The following is a 19669-nucleotide window of genomic DNA, read 5'->3' as shown; positions in this document are numbered from 1 at the left end:
CAGGAACCGAACCATCGCCAGGCAATCTGTCGGGGCTGAAGTCCCTCCTACAGGTGCACCGGGCCAGCACGCCACCCGCTTTTTTGTAGGAGCGGCTTCAGCCGCGACAGAAGCCGAACCGTCGCCAGGCAATCTGTCGGGGCTGAAGCCCCTCCTACAGGTGCACCGGGCCAGCACGCCACCCGCTTTTTTTGTAGGAGCGGCTTCAGCCGCGACAGAAACCGAACCATCGCCAGGCAATCTGTCGGGGCTGAAGCCCCTCCTACAGGTGCACCGGGCCAGCACGCCATGCGCTTTTTTGTAGGAGCGGCTTCAGCCGCGACAGAAACCGAACCGTCGCCAGGCAATCTGTCGGGGCTGAAGTCCCCTCCCACAGGAGCGCCGGCCAGCAAGCCGCACGCCTTCTTGTGGGAGCGACTTCAGTCGCGACGGGCGTTACCGATCGCGCCCATCGCGACCGATGGTCCAGGTCCACCCGAGCCGCTCCGATAGCTCGCGATCAGCACAGCGCAAAACCTCAGCCCTGTTCTCGCCGCGTCGTCCGCTCCACCGCCGCCGCACCACCCCGCGCCATGCTCGAAAACACCCCATCGCGGCGCACCCAGGCATGGAACAGCGCCGCGCACAGATGCCCCAGCACCGTGGCGAACAGCAGGTACGCCAGCCAGCCATGCGCGCTGCGCAGCCAGGCATACAGCGCCGGACTGTGCGGCGCGATCGGCGGCAACTGCGCGCCCGGCCACAGCACGATCGGATAACCGCCGGCCGACAGCATCGACCAGCCCAGCAACGGCATCGCCAGCATCAGCGCATACAGCAGCCAGTGCGAGGCCAGCGCCGCCGTCTTCTGCCACCACGGCAGGTCGGCCGGCAGCGGCGGCGGCCGCTGGCGCAGGCGGTTGCCCAGGCGCACGATCGCCAGCACCAGGATTGCGATGCCCAGCGGACGATGCAGGTCGAGCAGCCACGGCCGCTGCGACACCGAGGCGACCATGCCCACGCCGACGAACAGCATGGTCAGGATCATCGCCGCCATCAGCCAGTGCAGCGCGCGCGCGGTCAGGTTGAAATGCCCGGAGGCGTTCGCGCGGCTCATTGCGCACCCCCATGCGCCTGGCCGGTCGCCTCTGGTGCCTGGCCGCGGCCGATCTCGCGCTCGCGACGGTTGAACGACTGCGAATACACCGCCGAGCGCGCGGCCAGGATCGGATCGTCGGAGCCGGCGATGCCGCGCGGCAGGATCAGCGGGTCGTAGTTGAGATCGCGGCACGGGCCGGTGGCCTGCGGCTCGGCGTGGTCGAGCACCAGCGTGCCGGCGACCACCTGTTGCCGGTCCTGCGGCCAGGGTTGCGAAGGATCGTTCACCGGATCGCCAGGCGCGGCCACGGTCAGCACCAGGTCCCAGCGCAGCGGCCCTTGCGCCAGCCGCGCCTGCAGGTCCTCTCCGAGGAAGTCGGCATCGGCCTGCGCGCGCTGCGCCGCGGACAGTTCCTTGAACGCCGTCTGCGGCCGCATCGACCAGCGCACGAAACGGCTGCTGCCGTCGGCGGCGATGAAGCGGAAGCTGTTGACCCCGTTGTACTGGGTGTTGGCCCAGCTGTCCGACCACGGCGCGGTCTTGGCCCACTGCTGGAACTTCTTCGCTTCCGGATAGCGCTGCGCGAACGCGGCCAGCTTCGCCGGGTCCGGCTTGCCGGTGGCCGGGTCCGGCTGCGCGGCTAGGGTCTGCGCCATGAAGCCCTCCGGCGTGGCCACCACGAAGAACGGAAAGCTGTTCATCGCCGTGCGCCACTGCTGGCCGTCGTCGCTGCGCAGCAGCAGCGCCATGCTGCGCACCCGCGCCGTGGCATCGGCACCGTGCGGATCGCCGCCGCCGATCGACATGCGTCCCAGCACCGGCACCGATGCCTGGGTGAACACCCGCGCCGAGGACAGCGCGCTCGCCTGGCCGTTGCCTTCGAAATGGCCGCTCACGCACATGCCCTTGCTGTGCGCGCGGCGGAAGCCCGGATGCGGCGGGCCGCCGGCCTCGATGGCATCGGTCATGCGCTGCGCGGTCAGCCGCTGCGGCCCGCCCAGCCAGCCCGCGCTCCAGGCGAAGGCGGCGGCGAGCACGGCGGCGATCGCGGCGATGCCGGCCAGCGGCAGCCAGGGCCGCGGGCGTGGCGGCGGGGTGGGATCGGGATGGGACATGGGGCGACTCCTGTGGCGGCGGCGATTGGGAGTGAGACGTCCGGCGCCGCGTTCTATTCCCGGCACAGGCGCTGGTTCGGCGTTTGCATTGCGTTTTTCGCCGGCAGCGGTTCCTTGCGGCCCGGCAGGCGGCACAATCGCGTGCCAGCCGTCCGGACAGGCGGCTCGCCCAGGCCAGGGAATAATCCGCCTCGCCGTGCGTCCTACCTGTGATTGCCCCTTCCCGAGCGCTGCACCTGACCCTGCCCATGGACGAACTCGACGACGATTCTCTGCGTGCGCTCATGCCGCGATTGCGGCGCTTCGCCCAGTCGCTGAGCGGCGATGCGGCCAGTGCCGACGACCTGGTGCAGGCGGCACTGGAGCGCGCGCTGCGGCGCTGGTCCACGCGCCGCGATGCCGATGCGCTGCAGCCGTGGCTGTTCGCGATCGTGTACCGGCAGTTCGTCGACGCGCGCCGGCGCGCGCAGCGCTGGCAGCGGGTGCTGGCCCTGTTCGCGCCGCAGCAGCCGACCCAGGCGCCCTCCGCCGAACAGGTGCACGACGGCCGCGCGATGCTGGCCGCGTTCGCGCAACTGCCGGCCGAACAACGCGCGCTGCTGTTGCTGGTCAGCGTCGAGGGCTTCAGCTACCGCGACGCCGCCACTGCGCTGGACCTGCCGATCGGCACGGTGATGTCGCGGCTGTCGCGTGCCCGCGAGAAACTGCGCCAGATCGGCGAAGGCCGCGGCGCCGGCGGCCCTGCCTTGCGAGTGCTCAAATGACCGTGCTGCGCCCCGACGACGAAACCCTGCACGCCTACGTCGATGGCCGTCTGGACCCGGCGCGGCGCGCGCAGGTCGCGGCATGGTTGCAGGCCAATCCTGCGCACGCCGCGCGCGTGGCCGGCTGGAAGCGGGACGCCGACGCGCTGCGCGCGGCCTGGGCCGGTGCGGAGACGCTGCCGGCCAATCCCGCATTGACCGTGCCGGCCCTGCGCCGCCGCGTGCGCCAGCGGCGCCGCACGCTGACCGCCATGGCCGCCAGCTGCGTCCTGATGCTGGGCCTGGGCATCACGCTTGGCTGGCAGCTGCGCGACAGCCGCCTCGGCGGCGATCGCCTGCCGATGGCCGACGCGGTGGCCGCGTATCGCCTGTTCGCCGACGGCGAGCAGCCGCTGGAATTCGACCCGGCGCGGCGGCTGGCCTTGCAGGGCTGGCTGCGCACCCATTTCGGCGCCGCCGGCGCGGTGCCGGACCTGCAGGCGCAGGGCTTCGCGCTGCGCGGCGGGCGCCTGCTGTCCACCCCCGAGGGCGCCGCGGCGATGCTGGTCTACCAGGACGCCGACGGCGCGCGCATCGGCCTGTACCTGCGCCCGCGCAGCGCCCGCCTCAGCGACGGCGAGCGCCGCGACGGCCGCTTGCTGGCGCAATACTGGTCCGAAGGCGACACCGCCTTCGCCCTGGTCGGCCCGGCCACGCAGACCCGCATGCGCCAGATCGCCCCGCTGCTGCGCGGGCAGGGCTGAGCCAGCAGAACGGCGTCGGGACTGAAGTCCCTCCCACAGTGCACAAGGCGGGCAAGCCGCAAGTTTCTGTAGGAGCGGCTTCAGCCGCGACGAACGAAGCCAGGAATCATGGCGATTTTGCTTGTCTGTCGCGGCTGAAGCCGCTCCTACAGTGCACCCTGCAAGAGAGCCGCAAGACCCTTGTGGGAGCGACTTCAGTCGCGACAAGCGAAGCGGTGGAGGTCCCGCGACCGGACCGCGTCGGGACTGAAGTCCCTCCCACAATGCACCCGGCGGGCAAGCCGCAAGCTCCTGTAGGAGCGGCTTCAGCCGCGACGAACGAAGTCAGCAACCCTGGTGGTTTTACTTGTCTGTCGCGGCTGAAGCCGCTCCTACAGTGCACTCTGCGAGAGAGCCGCAAGACCCTTGTGGGAGCGACTTCGGTCGCGACGAGCGAAGCGGTAGAGGTGCCGCGACCGGATCGCGTCGGGACTGAAGTCCCTCCCACGGTGCACCCAGCGAGCAAGCCGCAAGCTCCTGTAGGAGCGGCTTCAGCCGCGACGAGCGAAGTCAGGAACCTTGGCGGTTTGGGTAGTCTGTCGGGGCTGAAGCCCCTCCTACAGGAGGCGCTCCAGCAACCTCGGCCACGCGTCCGGGACGATGGCAACGCCCCGCCACCCCTACCCGGCGTAGCGCGCCTTCAGCATCGCGTAGGCCGAGCGCAGCGCCAGCGCTTCGCCGCCGGCGGGGCGGCCGGGGCGGTCGCTGTCGTTCCAGGCGTACACGTCCAGGTGCGCCCAGGCCTGCCGTGCCGGCACGAAGCGCTCCAGGTACAGCGCCGCGGTCACCGCACCGGCCATGCGCGAGCCGGCATTGGCCAGGTCGGCGATCGAGCTGGTCAGGTAGCGCAGGTAGGGGCGCCACAGCGGCATGCGCCACACCGGGTCGCGGCTGCGTTCGCCGGCGGCGATCCAGGCCTGCGCCAGCGCGTCGTCGTTGCAGAACAGCGCCGGCAGGTCCGGGCCCAACGCGACCCGCGCCGCGCCGGTCAGCGTGGCGAAATCCAGGATCGCGTCCGGCGCCTGTTCGCTGGCGTAGCTCAGCGCGTCGCACAGCACCAGCCGGCCTTCGGCATCGGTGTTGTCGATCTCCACGCTGATGCCCTGGCGGGTGGCGATCACGTCGCCGGGGCGGAACGCGTCCGGGCCGACCGCGTTCTCCACCGCCGCGAGCAGCACGGTCAGCCGCAGCGGCAGCCGCTGCGCCATCACCAGCCCGGCCAGCGCCAGCGCATGCGCCGCGCCGCCCATGTCCTTCTTCATGTGGCGCATGCCGTCGGCCGGCTTCAGGTCCAGGCCACCGGTGTCGAAGCACACGCCCTTGCCGACCAGCGCCACGTGCGGATGCGCCTCCTCGCCCCAGCGCAGCACGATCAGCCGCGGCGCGCGGTGCGAGGCGCGGCCGACCGCGTGGATCGCCGGGAAATTACGCAGCAGCAATTCCTCGCCGACGATGCTTTCGCACTGCGCGCCATGCGCGTCGGCGATCGCGCGCGCGGCTGCTTCCAGCTGGTCCGGCCCCATGTCCTCGGCCGGCGTGTTGACCCAGTCGCGCACGCGCACGCACGCCTCCAGCTGGTCGCGTACTTCCGCGCTCGGCGCGGCCAGCAACTGCGCCGGCAGCCGCGTCGGCTGCTTGTAGCGGGCGAAGCGGTAGCTGCCCAGGCCCCAGCCCAGATGCAGCGCGGCCTGCTCTTCCTCGCTCAGCGCGCTGGCCAGCCGCCAGCTGCTGCCGGCCGGCAGCGCATGCGGTGCGTGCGCGTAGGCATAGGCATCGCCGCGGTCGCCGACGCCCAGCACCGCTGCGGCCACGCCGTCCGCGCCGGGCAGCAACAGCACCGTGCCGGGCGCGGCCACGAACTGCTGCGCATCCAGCCACGCCACCCAGGCCGGCGCCTGCGCGGCGCGCCATTCGGCCAGGCGTTCGCGGTCCAGCACATGCAGCGGCAGCGCGTGGGGGGAGGCATCGGTGAAGCCGGAAGGCAGGGACATCAGCGGGTCCTTGTGAGTCGGGCGCGGTCGGCGCGACGCGCGGCCAGGGCGAAGAGGCGGCAGCGGGCGGCGCTCATGCGCGCGCGCCGACGGCCGGCTGGGTGGCGTCCAGCCAGTCGGCCAGGCCGGTGAGGGTGTCGAAGTGCAGGTCCGGCGGCGTGGGCGGATGCCAGGCCTGCGCGTCGCGGTTGATCCAGCACCCGCGCAGCCCGGCCTGCATCGCGCCGACCACGTCCATCTCGATGTGGTCGCCGACGTGCAGCACCTGCGCGCAGGGCAGGCCCAGGCGCGCGCAGGCGGCGTGGAAGATGCTCGGGTCCGGCTTGGCTGCGCCGTGTTCGCGCGCGCTGAGCTGGAACGCGAAGTGCGAGGCCAGGCCGATCGTGGCCAGGTCGGCATTGCCGTTGCTCAGCGCCACCACCGGCACGCGCGCGGCGATCCGCTGCAGCGCGGCGATGCTGTCCGGATAGCACTCCACCTGGTTGCGCGCGGCATAGAACACCGCGAACGCCGGCTCCACCAGCGCCTCGTCGGCACCGCTGTCGCGCAGCGCGCGGCGCAGGGTCAGGCGCCGCATCTCGCTCAGGTCGTGGACCAGGTGCGGATGCGCGGCGAACACCTCGTCGCGCAGCTGCCGCATCGCCGCGATCGGGAACCGCTCGGCGGTGCGCGGACTGTGCTGCAGCAGCCAGTCGTGCAGCACCTGCTCGATGCGCGCGCCGATCGGCGCGAACGGCCACAGCGTGTCGTCCAGGTCCAGCGTGATGGCGCGAACGGGGAAGGAAGGCAAGGAAGTCACTCGCAACATTTTACGCCAACCGACAGTGCCGGCTCCTGCCAACAGTAGACACACGCGCCGGCCCCGGCGCCGCATCGATCGCTTTTCCGAGTCCCCAGTCCCCAGTCCCGAATCCCGGCTTCATTCCAGCAACCTGGCCCAGCGCTGCATGCCGTCCACCCGCGCCAGCACCATCTTGATGCACACCAGCAGCGGCACCGCCAGCAGCAACCCGATCATGCCCCACAGCCAGCCGAACAGCATCAGCGCCAGGATCAGCATCAGCGGCGAGATCGCCATGCGCCGGCCGAGCACGATCGGCGTCACCACCTGGCCTTCGAGCATGTGCAGCGCCAGGTACAGGATCGCCGGCAGCGCCGCGCTCAGCGGATCGCGGAACTCCACAAAGCCCATCAGCAGCATCAGGATCGCGCCGATCAGCGGGCCCACGTACGGGGCGAAGTTCAGCAGCGCCACCACCGTGCCCCACAGCAGCGCTTCCTGCAGCGGAATCTTCAGCAGCACCAGGATGCCGGCGAAGATCAGCCCGACCAGGGTGTTGATGACGCTGATGGTCAGCACGTAGCGCGACACCTCGCGCTCGATCGAACGCAGGATGTCGGTGGTGAATTTCTGCTGCTGGCGGTTCGGCAGCAGCGCGATCGCATGCCGCTGCAGGTTTTCGCCGAACACCATGAAGAAGAACGTCAGCAACACCACCGCCAGCGCCGAGGCGGCCAGCCGCGGGGTGCGCACCAGCGCCTTGTACGGGTCGTCCAGCTGGGTGCGGATCACCTGCACGCGGCGCCCGTTGTCGCCGCCGGCGGCGCGCGCGAAATTCTCCGCGGCCTGGTTGGCCTGCTGCATCGGCTTGGTCAGGTCGCGCACCTGGGTGGCGATGTGGCGCATCTGCCCGGGCGCCTGCTGCACCCACTCGGCGGCCGGCCCGGCCAGCTGCATGGTCAGTGCCGTGGCCACCGCCATGCCCGACAGCAGCACCAGCAGCGCGCCCAGGAAGCGCGGCACGTACAGCCGCCGCAGCCCGCGCAGGATCGGATTGCCGACCAGGGCGAAGAACGCGGCCAGCAGCACCGGCAGGATCACTTCCTGCGCCGCCCACAAGGTGTAGCCCACCGCCAACGTCGCCAGCACCACCAACGACACCGGTCCACGCGGGCGCGGGGCGGGCGGTGGCGGGAGGGCGTCCTCGGGGGGCGGTGCCACGTCGCCGGCGTCGGCCACGGATTCGGACAGAGTGCTCATCGGACCTGCGCTGCGTACGGTGGCCCCGGCACGCGTCGGCTGGACGCGCGCCGTTCGGCGCAAAAAGGGGAAGCGGAGTGTAGGCCGATCCTGGCCTGCGCGGTATGAAGGCGGCGTGGCGACCGCGGCGGATCGCTAGGCGGCGCTCAGCGTTCGGAGACGTCGGTGGCCGCTTCGGCCGCGCGCGGCGGTGCCTGCGGCGACGCGGCGAACGGCGCATCGACCGGCGCCGTGGCCACCGTGGGCGCAACGGGCGGCCGCGGCACGCCTGCGGCCGCGGGCGTCTCGACCGCCTCGGCCGCATCCTGCGCGGTGTCCGCCGCGCGTTCGGCCTGGTCGGAGGCTTCCTTGACCTTGGTCGCGGTCAGCAGGCTGGAGACCGCGCTGAGCATCTGCAGCCAGCGCGCACCGCCGAGCTTGCCGATCGCCGCCGCCGGCTCGGCGCGTCCGGCGAGAAAACCTGCGCCCAGGCCCACCGCGACGATGCGCAGCGGTGTCCAGCCTTCGCGCCACACCCGCTGCAGCGTGGTCCACTGCGTCTGCATCTGCTGCTGGCGGCCTTCCAGCACCGTCTCGGCGCGGGCGATGCGGTGCTGCAGTTGATCGAATTTCATCGGCCCGCTCCGGCGGCCTTGGACGCATGGTCCTCGGCGGTGTCCTCGTCGTCGCCCCCGATCCCCAGCTTCGCCAGCTGGCGGCGGGTGGCGTCGAGCTTGCTCATTTCGAAATAGCGCAGTGCCTGCCAGGCGCCCAGGGCGGTGACCACCAGACTGAACGCGGCGGTCGCCGAGATCGACGCCAGCCACGACCAGCCCAGCCGCTGCAGCACCGCGATCAGCGCGCCCATCAGCAGCATCCATGCCGACGCGCCGAACGACACCGCGATGGTCAGCCACACCAGTGCGCGGGCCATCGCCGCGCGCGCCAGCGCCAGGTCCGCCACCACCAGCTTGCGCAGCGCGCGGCCGGCTTCCAGGGTGGCGGTCAGGCCGTCGCGGCCGGCCGTGCTGAATTCGCGGAACGATTCCTCCAGCGACGGCCGTTCCGCCGCCGCCGGATCCGGCGCGGCAGCGGCGCCGTCGCGGGCCTGCTCGTCGCTCACGTGGCTTACTTGTCGCTACTGCGCGCCAGCTTGGCGATGATCCAGCCGGTGGCGAAGGCGACGCCGAACGAGGCCAGCGGGCGCTCGCGGATCAGCTCGGCGGCGCTGTCGATCAGGTCGCGGCCCTTGTCCAGCAGCACATCGACCTGCTCCTTCGCCGCGGCACCGCCGAACTCGGCAGCGGCCAGCCCGGACAGCGCGCTGTCGGACAGCTCGGCCTTGACGTTGGCCTTGCCCAGCTTCAACTCGTCGCCCGCGGCACCGGCGGCGCCCTTGATCGCTTCGCCGGCGTAGCTGGCGGCCGACTTCAGATGCGAACCGGCTTCGCTGAGGTTGTCCTTGAGGTTTTCGGTATTGGTGGGGTTGGCATTCATCGCGTGTCTCCTGACGGTGGTAGGGGCATACCTGCGCGCGGCAGGCGGTTCGCGGATCGCGATCCAGAGGAATAGCATCGACGCGGTGTAGAGCTTGTTAGGCCCGGCCGCACGGGTACATCCAGTCCGGCATTATGTCCAAGGACAGCGCCGCGCGCGCCGCAGGCTTTCTGTAGGAGCGGCTTCAGCCGCGACAAGCGAAGCCGCAATCCTGGCCCGTCTCGGATCCTGTCGGGGCTGAAGCCCCTCCTACAGTGCACCTGGCCAGATTGCCGCAGACTTTCTGTAGGAGCGGCTTCAGCCGCGACGAACGAAGCCAGGAAACCTGGCCGACCCCGGAACCGTTCGCCGCCGCCGCGCCCACCTCACTGCATCAACAAATCCGCCTGCGCCCCGCCCCGCACCACGCGCAGCACCAACTGCGCCGGCTTACGCGCGAAGTTGGCGCGGAAGCTGGCCAGGTCGGCGAATTCGCCGGTGGAGGCGGCCATCACGATGTCGCCGCTGGCCAGGCCATTGCGCGCCGCGCGGCTGCCGCGCGCCACGGTGCCGACCAGCACCCCGTTGATGCCGGACTGGCGCAGCGACTCGGGCAGGTCGGTGAAACTGGCGCCGCCCAGCCGCGGGTCCAGCGATTCGCCGCTCACCGCGCGCGGCTGCTCCTTCAGCGTGGCCTTGATCTGCAGCGGCTTGCCGTCGCGGCGCACGTCCAGCGTCACCGTGCTGCCCACCGGCTGCAGGCCTTCGTAGTTGTGCAGCGCCTCGGCGCTGTCCAGCCGCTCGCCGTTGGCGCCGACCACCACGTCGCCGGGCTGCAGGCCCGCGCCGGCCGCCGCCGAACCGGTCAGCACCCGCGTCACCAGCGCGCCGCGCGGCGCGTCCAGGCCCAGGCCCTGCGCCATCTGCGCGGTCAGGTTCTGGGTCTCGATGCCGAAGGTGCCGCGGATCATCACCCCGTTGTTCTTCAGCAACTGCTCGACCACCGCCCGCGCCAGGTTCGACGGGATCGCCAGGCCCAGGCCGATGTTGCCGGCCATGCTGCCCTGCGGATTGAAGCTGGCGGTGTTGATGCCGACCAGTTCGCCGTGCAGGTCCACCAGCGCGCCGCCGGAGTTGCCCGGGTTGATCGAGGCGTCGGTCTGGATGAAGTTCTGGTAGCCCAAACCACGGATGCCGTTGCGGCCCATCGCCGAGACGATGCCCGAGGTCACCGTCTGGGTGAAGCCGAACGGGTTGCCGATCGCCACCACGAAATCGCCCACCCGCAGCTTGCTGCTGTCGCCCAGGCGGATCTCGGTGAGCTTGTCGGCCTTGATCCGGATCAGCGCCACATCGGTGTCCGCGTCCGAACCCATGAACTCGGCCTTGAAGCTGCGCCCGTCGGCCAGCGTCACCTGCACGTCGTCGGCGTTCTCCACCACGTGGTGGTTGGTCAGCACGTAGCCGTTCTTGGCGTCGATGATCACGCCCGAGCCCAGCGACTCGTTGATCCGCTCCTGCGGGATGTCCGGGAACAGGCGGCGGAAGAACGGGTCGTTGAAGTAGGGATTGCGCACCCGCACCACCTGCTTGGTGTTGATGCTGACCACCGCCGGCATGGTCTGCTGCAGCATCGGCGCCAGCGACGGCAGCGGCTGGCCGGCCACCGAGGCCGGCAAGGCGGCGCTGCCGGCCACCGTCTGCGCCACCGGCGCGGCGGGGGCGGGCGCAGCCTCGGCGCGATTGTCCAGGTGCGCGTTGATCGCGGTGGCGGCGAAACCGCCGAAGGCGGCGGCGGCGGTCAGGGTCAGCAGCGTGGGCAGCGGTCGCATGGGTCGGGTTCCGGATGACGCGGCGGGAGACGCAAGGCAGATGGGCGCCGGGGCGCATAAATCAAGATGAACGAGCGGCGTTTAACCGCCAGTGAAAGCCCGGCGCAAGCGAAACCCGCGGCGGCGTACGGAGGCGCCGAACCGCCCGGTTTCGGCGTTGACAGCAGGCCCGCCCAGGGTTAGCTTGGGCACTTCGTTTTGCCACTACATGTAGCGGTAAGACGTCAAAGCAACCCAACTACTGGGGTTTTCGCTGGGGTCGATACCCCAGGGGGCGCACGCAGTGACGCATGGCGTGAACGTGAGACGGGCGGTCGAACGCCCTACGCATTCCCATTCGGCCGAAGGGCGGCGCCGCGCGCGCTGCCGCGGCTGTCGTCGTCGCGCAGCGCAAACCGCATACAAATAAGAGACACGGCGGACGGCCACCCCCATCCGCCCCATCGGGACAGGTTCGAGGAGAACAGAAAAGAATGAGCACGGTGCGCCTGGAAGTCGTCCAGACCGAGTCCAAGCAGAACCCCATCCCGATGCAGCCTGCGTCGCAGGATATCTGGGACAAGAAGTACCGCCTGAAGACCAAGCAGGGCGAGCCGCTGGATGCCGACATCGACGGCACCTACCAGCGCGTGGCGCGCGCGCTGGCCGATGCCGAGGCCACCGAGGAAAAGCGCGCCTACTGGTTCGAGCGCTTCGCCTGGGCGCTGCGCCGCGGCGCGATCCCGGCCGGGCGCATCACCTCCAACGCCGGCGCGCTGGAACACAAGCCGGCCACCAGCACCATCAACTGCACCGTGTCGGGCACCGTCACCGACTCGATGGATGGCATCCTGGAGAAGGTCCACGAAGCCGGCCTGACCCTCAAGGCCGGCTGCGGCATCGGCTACGAGTTCAGCACGCTGCGCCCGCGCGGCGCGTTCGTGGCCGGCGCTGGCGCCTACACCTCCGGGCCGATGTCGTTCATGGATATCTTCGACAAGATGTGCTTCACCGTGTCCTCGGCCGGCGGCCGCCGCGGCGCGCAGATGGGCACCTTCGACGTGTCGCACCCGGACGTGAAGGACTTCATCCGTGCCAAGCGCGAGGACGGGCGCCTGCGCCAGTTCAACCTGTCGCTGCTGATCACCGACGGCTTCATGCAGGCGGTGGAGACCGACGCCGACTGGCCGCTGGTGTTCCCGGTGAACCGCAAGGAAGAGGCCGACATCGACCTGGCCGACGCCAACGCCGTGGTCTGGCGCGACTGGCCCACCCACAGCAACTACATCGTGCGCGACGACGGCCTGGTCGCGTGCAAGGTGTACGGGCAGATCCGTGCCCGCCACCTGTGGGACATGATCATGGTCTCCACCTACGACTACGCCGAGCCGGGCTTCATCCTGATCGACCGCGTCAACGAAATGAACAACAACTGGTGGTGCGAGAACATCCGCGCCACCAACCCGTGCGGCGAGCAGCCGCTGCCGCCGTACGGCGCCTGCCTGCTCGGCTCGATCAACCTGACCAACTTCGTGCGCGACCCGTTCACCGCCCAGGCGCGCTTCGACTGGGAGGAATACAAGGAAGTGGTGCGCGTGTTCACCCGCATGCTCGACAACGTGGTCGAGGTCAACGGCCTGCCGCTGCAGCAGCAGCGCGACGAGATCCTGCGCAAGCGCCGCCACGGCATGGGCTTCCTCGGCCTGGGCTCGACCATGACCATGCTGCAGATGAAGTACGGCAGCGCCGCCTCCTGCGAGTTCACCGAAGCCATCGCCCGCGAAATGGCCGTGGCCGGCTGGGAAACCGCGCTGACCCTGGCCAAGGAAAAAGGCCCGGCGCCGATCATGCAGGAGACCTTCGCCGTCACCGCCGCGATGCTGCGCCAGCGCCCGGAAATGGCCAAGGACGGCTGGCGCGTGGGCCAGCAGATCGAGGGCAAGCTGCTGCACGCCAAGTACAGCCGCTACATGCAGCGCATCGCCGAGGTGGCGCCGGAGCTGGTGGACGAGCTGGCCGAAGTGGGCGCGCGCTTCACCCACCACAGCTCCATCGCCCCCACCGGCACCATCTCGCTGAGCCTGGCCAACAACGCCTCCAACGGCATCGAGCCCAGCTTCGCCCACCACTACAGCCGCAACGTGATCCGCGAAGGCAAGAAGTCCAAGGAGAAGGTGGACGTGTTCTCCTTCGAGCTGCTGGCCTACCGCCACCTGGTCAACGCCAAGGCGATGCCGTTCGCCGAGGCCGCCGACGCGCAGCTGCCGGACTACTTCATCTCCGCCGACGACATCCACCCCAAGGAACACGTGGACGTGCAGGCCGCGGCGCAGAAGTGGGTGGACAGCTCCATCTCCAAGACCGCCAACGTCCCCACCGACTACCCCTACGAGCAGTTCAAGGACATCTACCGCTACGCCCACCAGCAGGGGTTGAAGGGCTGCACCACGTTCCGCTTCAACCCGGCCGCCTTCCAGGGCGTGCTGGTCAAGGAAGCGGACCTGGAGAACACCACCTACCGCTTCGAACTGGAAGACGGCAGCGTGGTGGAAGTGAAGGGCAACGAGCAGATCGAATACGACGGCGAAATGCACACCGCCGCCAACCTGTTCGACGCCCTGAAAGAAGGGTATTACGGCAAGTTCTAAGCCGAGTGTTTGCTCCCTTCGCCGGCAACGAAGGGAGCGGCGGCGGCGGGGAAATCGGGAAGGCGCCGTGCCGGCTTTCCCGAACGCTTCCCTACCGCGCGTCGATTGCCGTCGCATCCGGTTCCACGCTTCACCTCAATCGGTATAGCATCGCCCGCGTTACATAAACACTGACACCCTGAGGAGGGTTTTTTATGAGCAACGGTAATGGTGTGACGGCGACGCTGACGCAAGTCGCCGAAAACGTAAAAGAGACCGCCAGCAACATGGGCGAAGCGATCGCCGCCACCGCCAGCGACGCCGTCGCCAGCGTCAAGCAGACCGCAGAGAACGTGCAGAAGCGCGTGCAGGACCAGGTCGCCAAGACCCGCAAGGCGGTCAAGAAGGCCGAGAAGGCCGTCGCCAAGCGGGCGGAGAAGGCCGGCAAGTCGGTGAAGAAGACCGTCGCCAACGCGCGCAAGAAGCTGGAAGCGGCCAAGGCCAACGCCCAGTCCGAAGCCGCCACGCTGAAGAAGGCCGGCAAGAAGACCGCCAAGAAGGCGGCGGCGAAGAAGGCGCCGGCCAAGAAAGCCGCTGCCAAGAAGACGGCCACCAAGAAGGCCGCCGTGAAGAAGGCGCCGGCCAAGAAGGCGGTCGCGAAGAAGGCCGCGCCGAAGAAGGCGGTCAAGAAGGTCGCCGCGAAGAAGGCGGTCGCCAAGAAGTCGGTGGCCGCCAAGAAGGCCGCGGTCAAGAAGAGCGTCGGCGCCAAGAAGGCCGTCGCCAAGAAGGCCGTGAAGAAGGTCGCCAAGGCCGCCAAGAAGAGCACCGCCAAGGTCGCCAAGAAGACCGCCGCAGTGAAGAAGACCGCCGTGCGCAAGAGCGCCGGCAAGAAGGCCGCGGCCACCCGCGCCAAGAAGTAAGCCGTCCCAGCTGCACCCTCTCTCCCGTCCGCGGGAGAGAGGCAGCGCGCGGGACGCGCGCCCAACACGACACGCACATCAGGAACGCATCATGGCCGTCAAGATCGACAAGAAAATCAAGGGCTACGCCGTCGTCACCGCCGAAGACAAGGCGCGCGACGCCGCACCGCCCGTGCCCGCCGCGTCGATCCACCGCGCCACCGCCGAGGCCGAAGTGCCGGTGGACAACATCATCCACATGCACGAGCGCATCGAGCGCCCGGACGTGCTGATCGGCAGCACCTACAAGATCAAATCGCCGTTGGTGGAGCACGCCATGTACGTGACCCTCAACGACATCGTGCTCAACGCCGGCACCGAGCACGAACTGCGCCGCCCGTTCGAGATCTTCGTCAACTCCAAGTCCATGGAACACTTCCAGTGGATCGTGGCGCTGACCCGTATCATGTCCGCCGTGTTCCGCAAGGGCGGCGACGTCACCTTCCTGGTCGACGAGATGAAGGCCGTGTTCGACCCCAAGGGCGGCTACTTCAAGGCTGGCGGCGTGTACATGCCCTCGCTGGTGGCCGAACTGGGCAGCATCGTCGAAGAGCACATGAAGTCCATCGGCCTGCTGCACGACCCGGAGATGAGCGACCACCAGCGCGCGCTGATCAACGAAAAGCGCAAGCAGTACGAAGACCGCTCAAAAAAAAACAGTGAAGTAGGCAAGGCTGTTCCTTCTCCTGCGGGAGAAGGTGCCCGCAGGGCGGATGAGGGTACGGTTTCCAGCGACTCCACCGCCGACCACGAGGAAGACATCGCCGTCACCGGCGACGGCGCGAGCTTCCCGCCGTCGGCCACGATGTGCCACAAGTGCAACACCAAGGCCCTGGTGATTATGGACGGGTGTGCTACTTGTTTGAATTGTGGTTATTCAAAGTGCGGGTAAAAAAATGATCCGAGAATTTTTGCGACGGAATGCGACTTGGATCGTTATTGTTCTGGCATTAATTTTAATTGCCGTGAGCGGTGTGCCTGTCGATCAACCGGAAAAAGTAGGTGTGTGGCTTAAATCGCTGCTTCCCACACTAGGTTGGTTTATCTTGGGTACGGGAGTGGTGAATTATTTATATGAGCTGCATGGGAAGCAAGAGATTGTTCGCCAAATAAAGGCATTGGTAAATATATCTGATTCTATGGATGAGTCTGGAATACAGAAGGCGACGTTGGAGATTGGGGATATTTCGTGGAAGGCGCTTATAAGTACTGCAAAAAATATTGACCTTTCTGTTAGCTATGCGAATACATGGCGTAGCAACTACGTCGGGCAATTGAAGGAATTTGCACGGAACAAGTCTTCTCGGCTTCGTGTGTTGCTCCCTGATCCAGAAGATGAACGACTAATGATTGCCTTGGGTCTGCGATATAACCGATCTGCTGAAGATGTATCCAAAAGTGTTAAGGAGGCCTGTCAGTTTTTTGAGGATATTTTTCGCGAAATTAATGCTAGCAAAAGGTGCTCAGTGATTTTCTCATCAAAAGAAAGTACCTATGCATATCACAGGTTCGATGATGTGTGTGTTGTAACTCTTTATCATGGCTTGGGAAGAATCGGGAAGGTCGCTACTTTGCAATTTGGAAAGAATGGGGCGTTTGGCAAGCTATTTTGTCAAGATTTTGAAAATAGCGTTGGTTCTAAATAATGAACTTCGTTGCGCGCTATGAAATAAAATTATGCACTGGGGATCTGCCAGTCGAATCATCCTTTGGCGATTTTGTTGCTATAGATATAGAGACTTCTGGCCTGGATTTTAGGTTCGATAGAATAGGGTCGATTCAGGTTTTCAACGGAAGCCTTGTATATGTTGTGCGCCCTCCATTTGGCACGCCAGAGCGCCTTGCAGGGTTGCTTGAAAATCCAGGTATAAAGAAGATATTTCATCATGCCATGTTTGACTTGAGGTTTATCTGTAGCAATTTTATTGTTAACCCGAAAAATATATGTTGTACAAAAGTTGCCGCAAAAATTGTCGATAGAGATATTGAAAAGCACTCTCTTTCTCTACTTCTCAATAAGTATCTTGGAGTTACCCTAGATAAGCGACTGCAGACCAGCGACTGGGTGAACGGGGAGCTTAGTCAGGCTCAGCTTGACTATGCGGCTCGTGACACGATCTATTTGCGGGACTTGTTATGCAAAATAATGGAGGGGGCGTCTGAGGGAAATCTTGCGGAGATATATTCATCTTTTTATTATATCCCCACCAGGGTAAGTCTTGATGTTGCAGGAGTTGGTGATGTCTTTTCATACTGAGTGGAGGTTAAAAAAATGCCACGGCTAGGAGTTATCCAATGCCGGGGTTAAAGTAGGCTTTCTATTAGTGCATAGCCTGCATTTCTGTCTACAAAGCTCGTTGACGCCGATCGTGTCAAAGGGCAAGATTGAATCGCTGCGTCAAATCACGCAGCCGGGATTGGCGTCCCGTGTTCGAAGGGCGCAACCAGCGCCCATCCTCCGATGTCCGGCGCTTTTTTGTTGGCCGCATCGACGGCGCGAATGCTTGCCGATTTACGGCGGGCGGTGCACGGGAGCCTTCGGGCTCGCCGGAGCCTTTGACCGGTACGCCAATCGTGCACCGTCCGCCACCCCGATTGGCGTCGGGGAGCGGATTTCCTTCTCAAAGGAGTTCCGTATGTCCCGCAAAGCAACCGCACCCACGAGTAACCCGTCCTCCCGTTGCCGTACCCGCAATGCCGCGTCGTCGCCCGCCGCGCCTTTCGTCCCTGCCCCGATGCCACGCGTCCCGCTCGGCGACTTGACGTACACCACGCTGTTCAATCCGGTCCTGACGGAAGACGAACTGCCGCCCAAGCGCGCGCCGCGTCCGCACCAACCCACGCAGTGCACCATTGGCTACACCTGCCACGACGTGCGGGTGGACGGCCGCCGGCAGAGCCAGCGCATTCCCACCCTGCGCCTGAGCGGCCAATGGCTGGAAGCGGTGGGATTTGCGCCGGGCAGCAAGCCGCAGATTGCCATCGTCGATGGTGCGCTGATGATCACGCCCGCTACCGAGCCCAACGCGTCCTGAGCGAGCCGCCGCGCCGGCTGGCTTTCTGTCACTCGGCGCACCGGCCAGTGTGGCTGTGGGCTGCAGAATGATGTGGTAGAACGTTGATTTTTGGGGGCGCCGATAAATGATGATGAGTGTCTTTTTGGTAATTGGCGCGCTTGCCGGTGCTCAGGCTCCATTCCACGTGTCGAACACGGAAGAATATTCCAATGTCTGCAGCGTCGAAGATGGAGATGTGGTCGGTACCACGATCCGCATCGTGCCGGCTATGAACGGACCTCATTTGTCGATTCAGCGGTACGAAGGTGGGCCTTTGGCGCCAAACGTGTTCTACCCGGCAGTTGAACGCGACAGGCTTGTCGTGAAATCCGCTCGGAATGAGGTGCTCTACACCATACGCCGGGATGGAAGCGACGTTTTGATCAAGTACCTCAACGGCGAGGAGGGGCGTGACGGGAATTCGACAGAAGAGAGACTTTCTCCAACTATCAAGAATGGCAACGCATTTCCCTCATGCCACTGACCTTTCGTGTGTACGCAGCTGCCCAGTGAGTACCGGGGAGAGTAGACTTTCCATCGGTGTAAATTCTGCATTTCTTTCTGAAACGATCGTTGACGCAGGGCTTGTCAAAGAGCACGATTGAATCGCTACGTTAAATCACGCAGCCGGGCTTGGCAGCCCGATCACTCAGGCGCACCAGCGCCCATCTTCGATGCCCGGCGCTTTTTTGTTGCCCGGTATTCTCGTGGGCGATAGCTCGCATGTTTCATGGCGGGCGGTACGTGGAGGCCGCAAGGCCTGCCGGTCCCTGAGTCCGGTCTGCCAACCCGTACCGTCCGCCACCCTGCTTGGCAGCAGTGGGCGGACTTCTTTCAACTCAGGAGAAGTCGTCTATGTCCCGCAAGGCAACCGCACCCACGAGTAACCCGTCCTCCCGTCGCCGCACCCGCGATGCCGCGCCGTCGCCCGCCGCGCCTCTCGTCCCTGCCCCGATGCCACACATCCCGCTCGGCGACCTGACATACACCACGCTGTTCAATCCGGTCCTGACGGAAGACGAACTGCCGCCCAAGCGCGCGCCGCGTCCGCACCAACCCACGCAGTGCACCATTGGCTACACCTGCCACGACGTGCGGGTGGACGGCCACCGGCAGAGCCAGCGCATTCCCACCTTGCGCCTGAGCGGCCAGTGGCTAGCAGCACTGGGGTTGGTGCCGGGCAGCAAGCCGTGCATCGCCATCGTGGATGGCGCGTTGGTGATCACGCCTGCGCCGAACGCCAAACGGTGCTGAGCCATCGCGCCGACTGATCGAGTGCGTGGCGGTGCCGGTCGGACGCGAGCCGGATTGCCAGCCAGGATCGGAAGTTGCCGCGTGGTTTTATAGCCACGCGCCCATCGTTCGTGCGCGCGACACGAACGATGGGCACAAGCAACGCGCCAAACGATGGGCAAGTTTGGGCTCGGAACGAAGCGCCCAGCGCTCAATCGTCGAGTTTCCAGTCTCCGGTCGGCTGCTCGCGGCGTGGGAGTGGCACCGCCGCCTACAAGCAGCGGAAGGCCAGTCGCCCGGACGAGAAGTTTCCGAAGTATCCGCGCTGAGCGCTGGTCCTTTACAGGAAGTCGGTTCTCGGTAGAGCGCAAGTCCACAAGCCCTCCGTGGGCTTGGCCGGGGCGGAGGGTGCATCGCTAGATGAGCGATGGTTGAGGCTTGGCGCTACGGGGGGGGGCTGGCCCGCAACTGGGCCGGTTGGCCTGCAAAAAAGTTTTGGCCGTCTCAGAATTTGCAACAAAGGAGCGATACGATTTGTGGGTGCCGGGCAATGCCTGCGCATCGCGGTTGCCCGCCTACAACGCTATCGAAGCTCAAGGATGATGCTATGTCGAACCCCCACGTTCGCCTCTTCCGCCGTATCGGCGTGGCCTGCCTGTTGCTGCTTGCCGGGATGCTGGTTTCGCCGCTGAGCTACGCGGCGCCGCAGCCGCAATACGGGCCACCCTATTCGGCCAACTCTACGAGCGGCTCGGCC

19 protein-coding genes are annotated in these 19669 nt (G+C 66.5%); 10 read left to right on the top strand and 9 right to left on the bottom strand.

The features are described 5' to 3' along the window. Positions 1-517 precede the first annotated feature (517 nt). A complete protein-coding gene (locus HDC36_RS16640; protein ID WP_179569533.1) occupies positions 518-1096 on the bottom strand; it encodes a cytochrome b in 579 nt (192 codons plus the stop codon). Further along, on the bottom strand, positions 1093-2193 hold the full coding sequence (locus HDC36_RS16635; RefSeq protein ID WP_179569531.1) for a catalase family peroxidase: 1101 nt from the start codon (positions 2191-2193) through the stop codon (positions 1093-1095). Before HDC36_RS16635 ends, HDC36_RS16640 begins: the two co-directional genes overlap by 4 nt. Before the next feature lie 248 nt (positions 2194-2441). On the opposite strand from HDC36_RS16635, the gene HDC36_RS16630 reads away from it, so the two are divergent. Together HDC36_RS16630 and HDC36_RS16625 are read left to right on the top strand one after the other, a co-directional pair. Then, on the top strand, positions 2442-2957 hold the full coding sequence (locus tag HDC36_RS16630; RefSeq protein WP_179569529.1) for an RNA polymerase sigma factor: 516 nt from the start codon (positions 2442-2444) through the stop codon (positions 2955-2957). Next, the gene (locus HDC36_RS16625; RefSeq protein ID WP_179569527.1) at positions 2954-3700 is read left to right on the top strand and encodes an anti-sigma factor; all 747 of its coding nucleotides are present in this window, start codon (positions 2954-2956) and stop codon (positions 3698-3700) included. The genes HDC36_RS16630 and HDC36_RS16625 overlap by 4 nt, the downstream gene beginning before the upstream one ends. A gap of 659 nt (positions 3701-4359) precedes the next feature. On the opposite strand, the gene HDC36_RS16620 is transcribed toward HDC36_RS16625, so the two are convergent. From HDC36_RS16620 to HDC36_RS16590, 7 genes are all read right to left on the bottom strand, one after another. Then, positions 4360-5730, bottom strand: coding sequence for a leucyl aminopeptidase family protein (locus HDC36_RS16620; protein ID WP_179569525.1), 1371 nt, complete (start codon positions 5728-5730; stop codon positions 4360-4362). Between the two features lie 73 nt (positions 5731-5803). Further along, on the bottom strand, positions 5804-6520 hold the full coding sequence (locus tag HDC36_RS16615; RefSeq protein ID WP_225210174.1) for an HAD-IA family hydrolase: 717 nt from the start codon (positions 6518-6520) through the stop codon (positions 5804-5806). A 129-nt stretch (positions 6521-6649) separates the two neighbouring features. Next, a complete protein-coding gene (locus tag HDC36_RS16610) occupies positions 6650-7771 on the bottom strand; it encodes an AI-2E family transporter (RefSeq protein WP_179569521.1) in 1122 nt (373 codons plus the stop codon). Positions 7772-7917: 146 nt separating this feature from the next. Beyond that, entirely contained in the window at positions 7918-8385 is a 468-nt protein-coding gene (locus tag HDC36_RS16605) for a hypothetical protein (protein ID WP_179569519.1), read from the bottom strand. Next, positions 8382-8873 (bottom strand): phage holin family protein, encoded by a 492-nt coding sequence (locus HDC36_RS16600; RefSeq protein WP_179569517.1) that lies wholly within the window; start codon positions 8871-8873, stop codon positions 8382-8384. Before HDC36_RS16600 ends, HDC36_RS16605 begins: the two co-directional genes overlap by 4 nt. Before the next feature lie 5 nt (positions 8874-8878). Beyond that, the gene (locus tag HDC36_RS16595) at positions 8879-9247 is read right to left on the bottom strand and encodes a hypothetical protein (RefSeq protein ID WP_046979703.1); all 369 of its coding nucleotides are present in this window, start codon (positions 9245-9247) and stop codon (positions 8879-8881) included. 365 nt (positions 9248-9612) lie between these two features. After that, positions 9613-11058, bottom strand: a complete 1446-nt coding sequence (locus HDC36_RS16590; protein ID WP_179569515.1) for a Do family serine endopeptidase — start codon at positions 11056-11058, stop codon at positions 9613-9615. 473 nt (positions 11059-11531) lie between these two features. Between HDC36_RS16590 and HDC36_RS16585 the strand changes: the two genes are divergently transcribed. The 8 genes from HDC36_RS16585 to HDC36_RS16550 all read left to right on the top strand — a co-directional run bounded on the left by HDC36_RS16585 (position 11532) and on the right by HDC36_RS16550 (position 18933). Then, positions 11532-13685: an adenosylcobalamin-dependent ribonucleoside-diphosphate reductase gene (locus HDC36_RS16585; protein ID WP_179569513.1), complete on the top strand. Its 2154-nt coding sequence runs from the start codon at positions 11532-11534 to the stop codon at positions 13683-13685. Positions 13686-13879: 194 nt separating this feature from the next. Then, on the top strand, positions 13880-14584 hold the full coding sequence (locus tag HDC36_RS16580; RefSeq protein WP_179569506.1) for a hypothetical protein: 705 nt from the start codon (positions 13880-13882) through the stop codon (positions 14582-14584). 91 nt (positions 14585-14675) lie between these two features. Continuing rightward, positions 14676-15515: an NrdJb gene (locus HDC36_RS16575; protein ID WP_179569504.1), complete on the top strand. Its 840-nt coding sequence runs from the start codon at positions 14676-14678 to the stop codon at positions 15513-15515. Between the two features lie 4 nt (positions 15516-15519). Next, on the top strand, positions 15520-16269 hold the full coding sequence (locus tag HDC36_RS16570) for a hypothetical protein (protein ID WP_179569502.1): 750 nt from the start codon (positions 15520-15522) through the stop codon (positions 16267-16269). Beyond that, positions 16269-16880, top strand: a complete 612-nt coding sequence (locus HDC36_RS16565) for a ribonuclease D (protein ID WP_179569500.1) — start codon at positions 16269-16271, stop codon at positions 16878-16880. The genes HDC36_RS16570 and HDC36_RS16565 overlap by 1 nt, the downstream gene beginning before the upstream one ends. Positions 16881-17259: 379 nt before the next feature. Continuing rightward, positions 17260-17658, top strand: a complete 399-nt coding sequence (locus HDC36_RS16560; RefSeq protein ID WP_179569498.1) for a SymE family type I addiction module toxin — start codon at positions 17260-17262, stop codon at positions 17656-17658. A 106-nt stretch (positions 17659-17764) separates the two neighbouring features. After that, positions 17765-18163 (top strand): hypothetical protein, encoded by a 399-nt coding sequence (locus HDC36_RS16555; protein WP_179569496.1) that lies wholly within the window; start codon positions 17765-17767, stop codon positions 18161-18163. Between the two features lie 470 nt (positions 18164-18633). Then, positions 18634-18933: a SymE family type I addiction module toxin gene (locus HDC36_RS16550; RefSeq protein WP_255432789.1), complete on the top strand. Its 300-nt coding sequence runs from the start codon at positions 18634-18636 to the stop codon at positions 18931-18933. Positions 18934-19669: the final 736 nt, after the last annotated feature.

This window comes from Xanthomonas sp. JAI131 (assembly GCF_013410075.1).
Lineage (GTDB): Bacteria > Pseudomonadota > Gammaproteobacteria > Xanthomonadales > Xanthomonadaceae > Xanthomonas_A > Xanthomonas_A bonasiae.
Note: the sequence above shows the minus strand (reverse complement) of the source record. Positions and strands in the feature narration are given on the sequence as shown.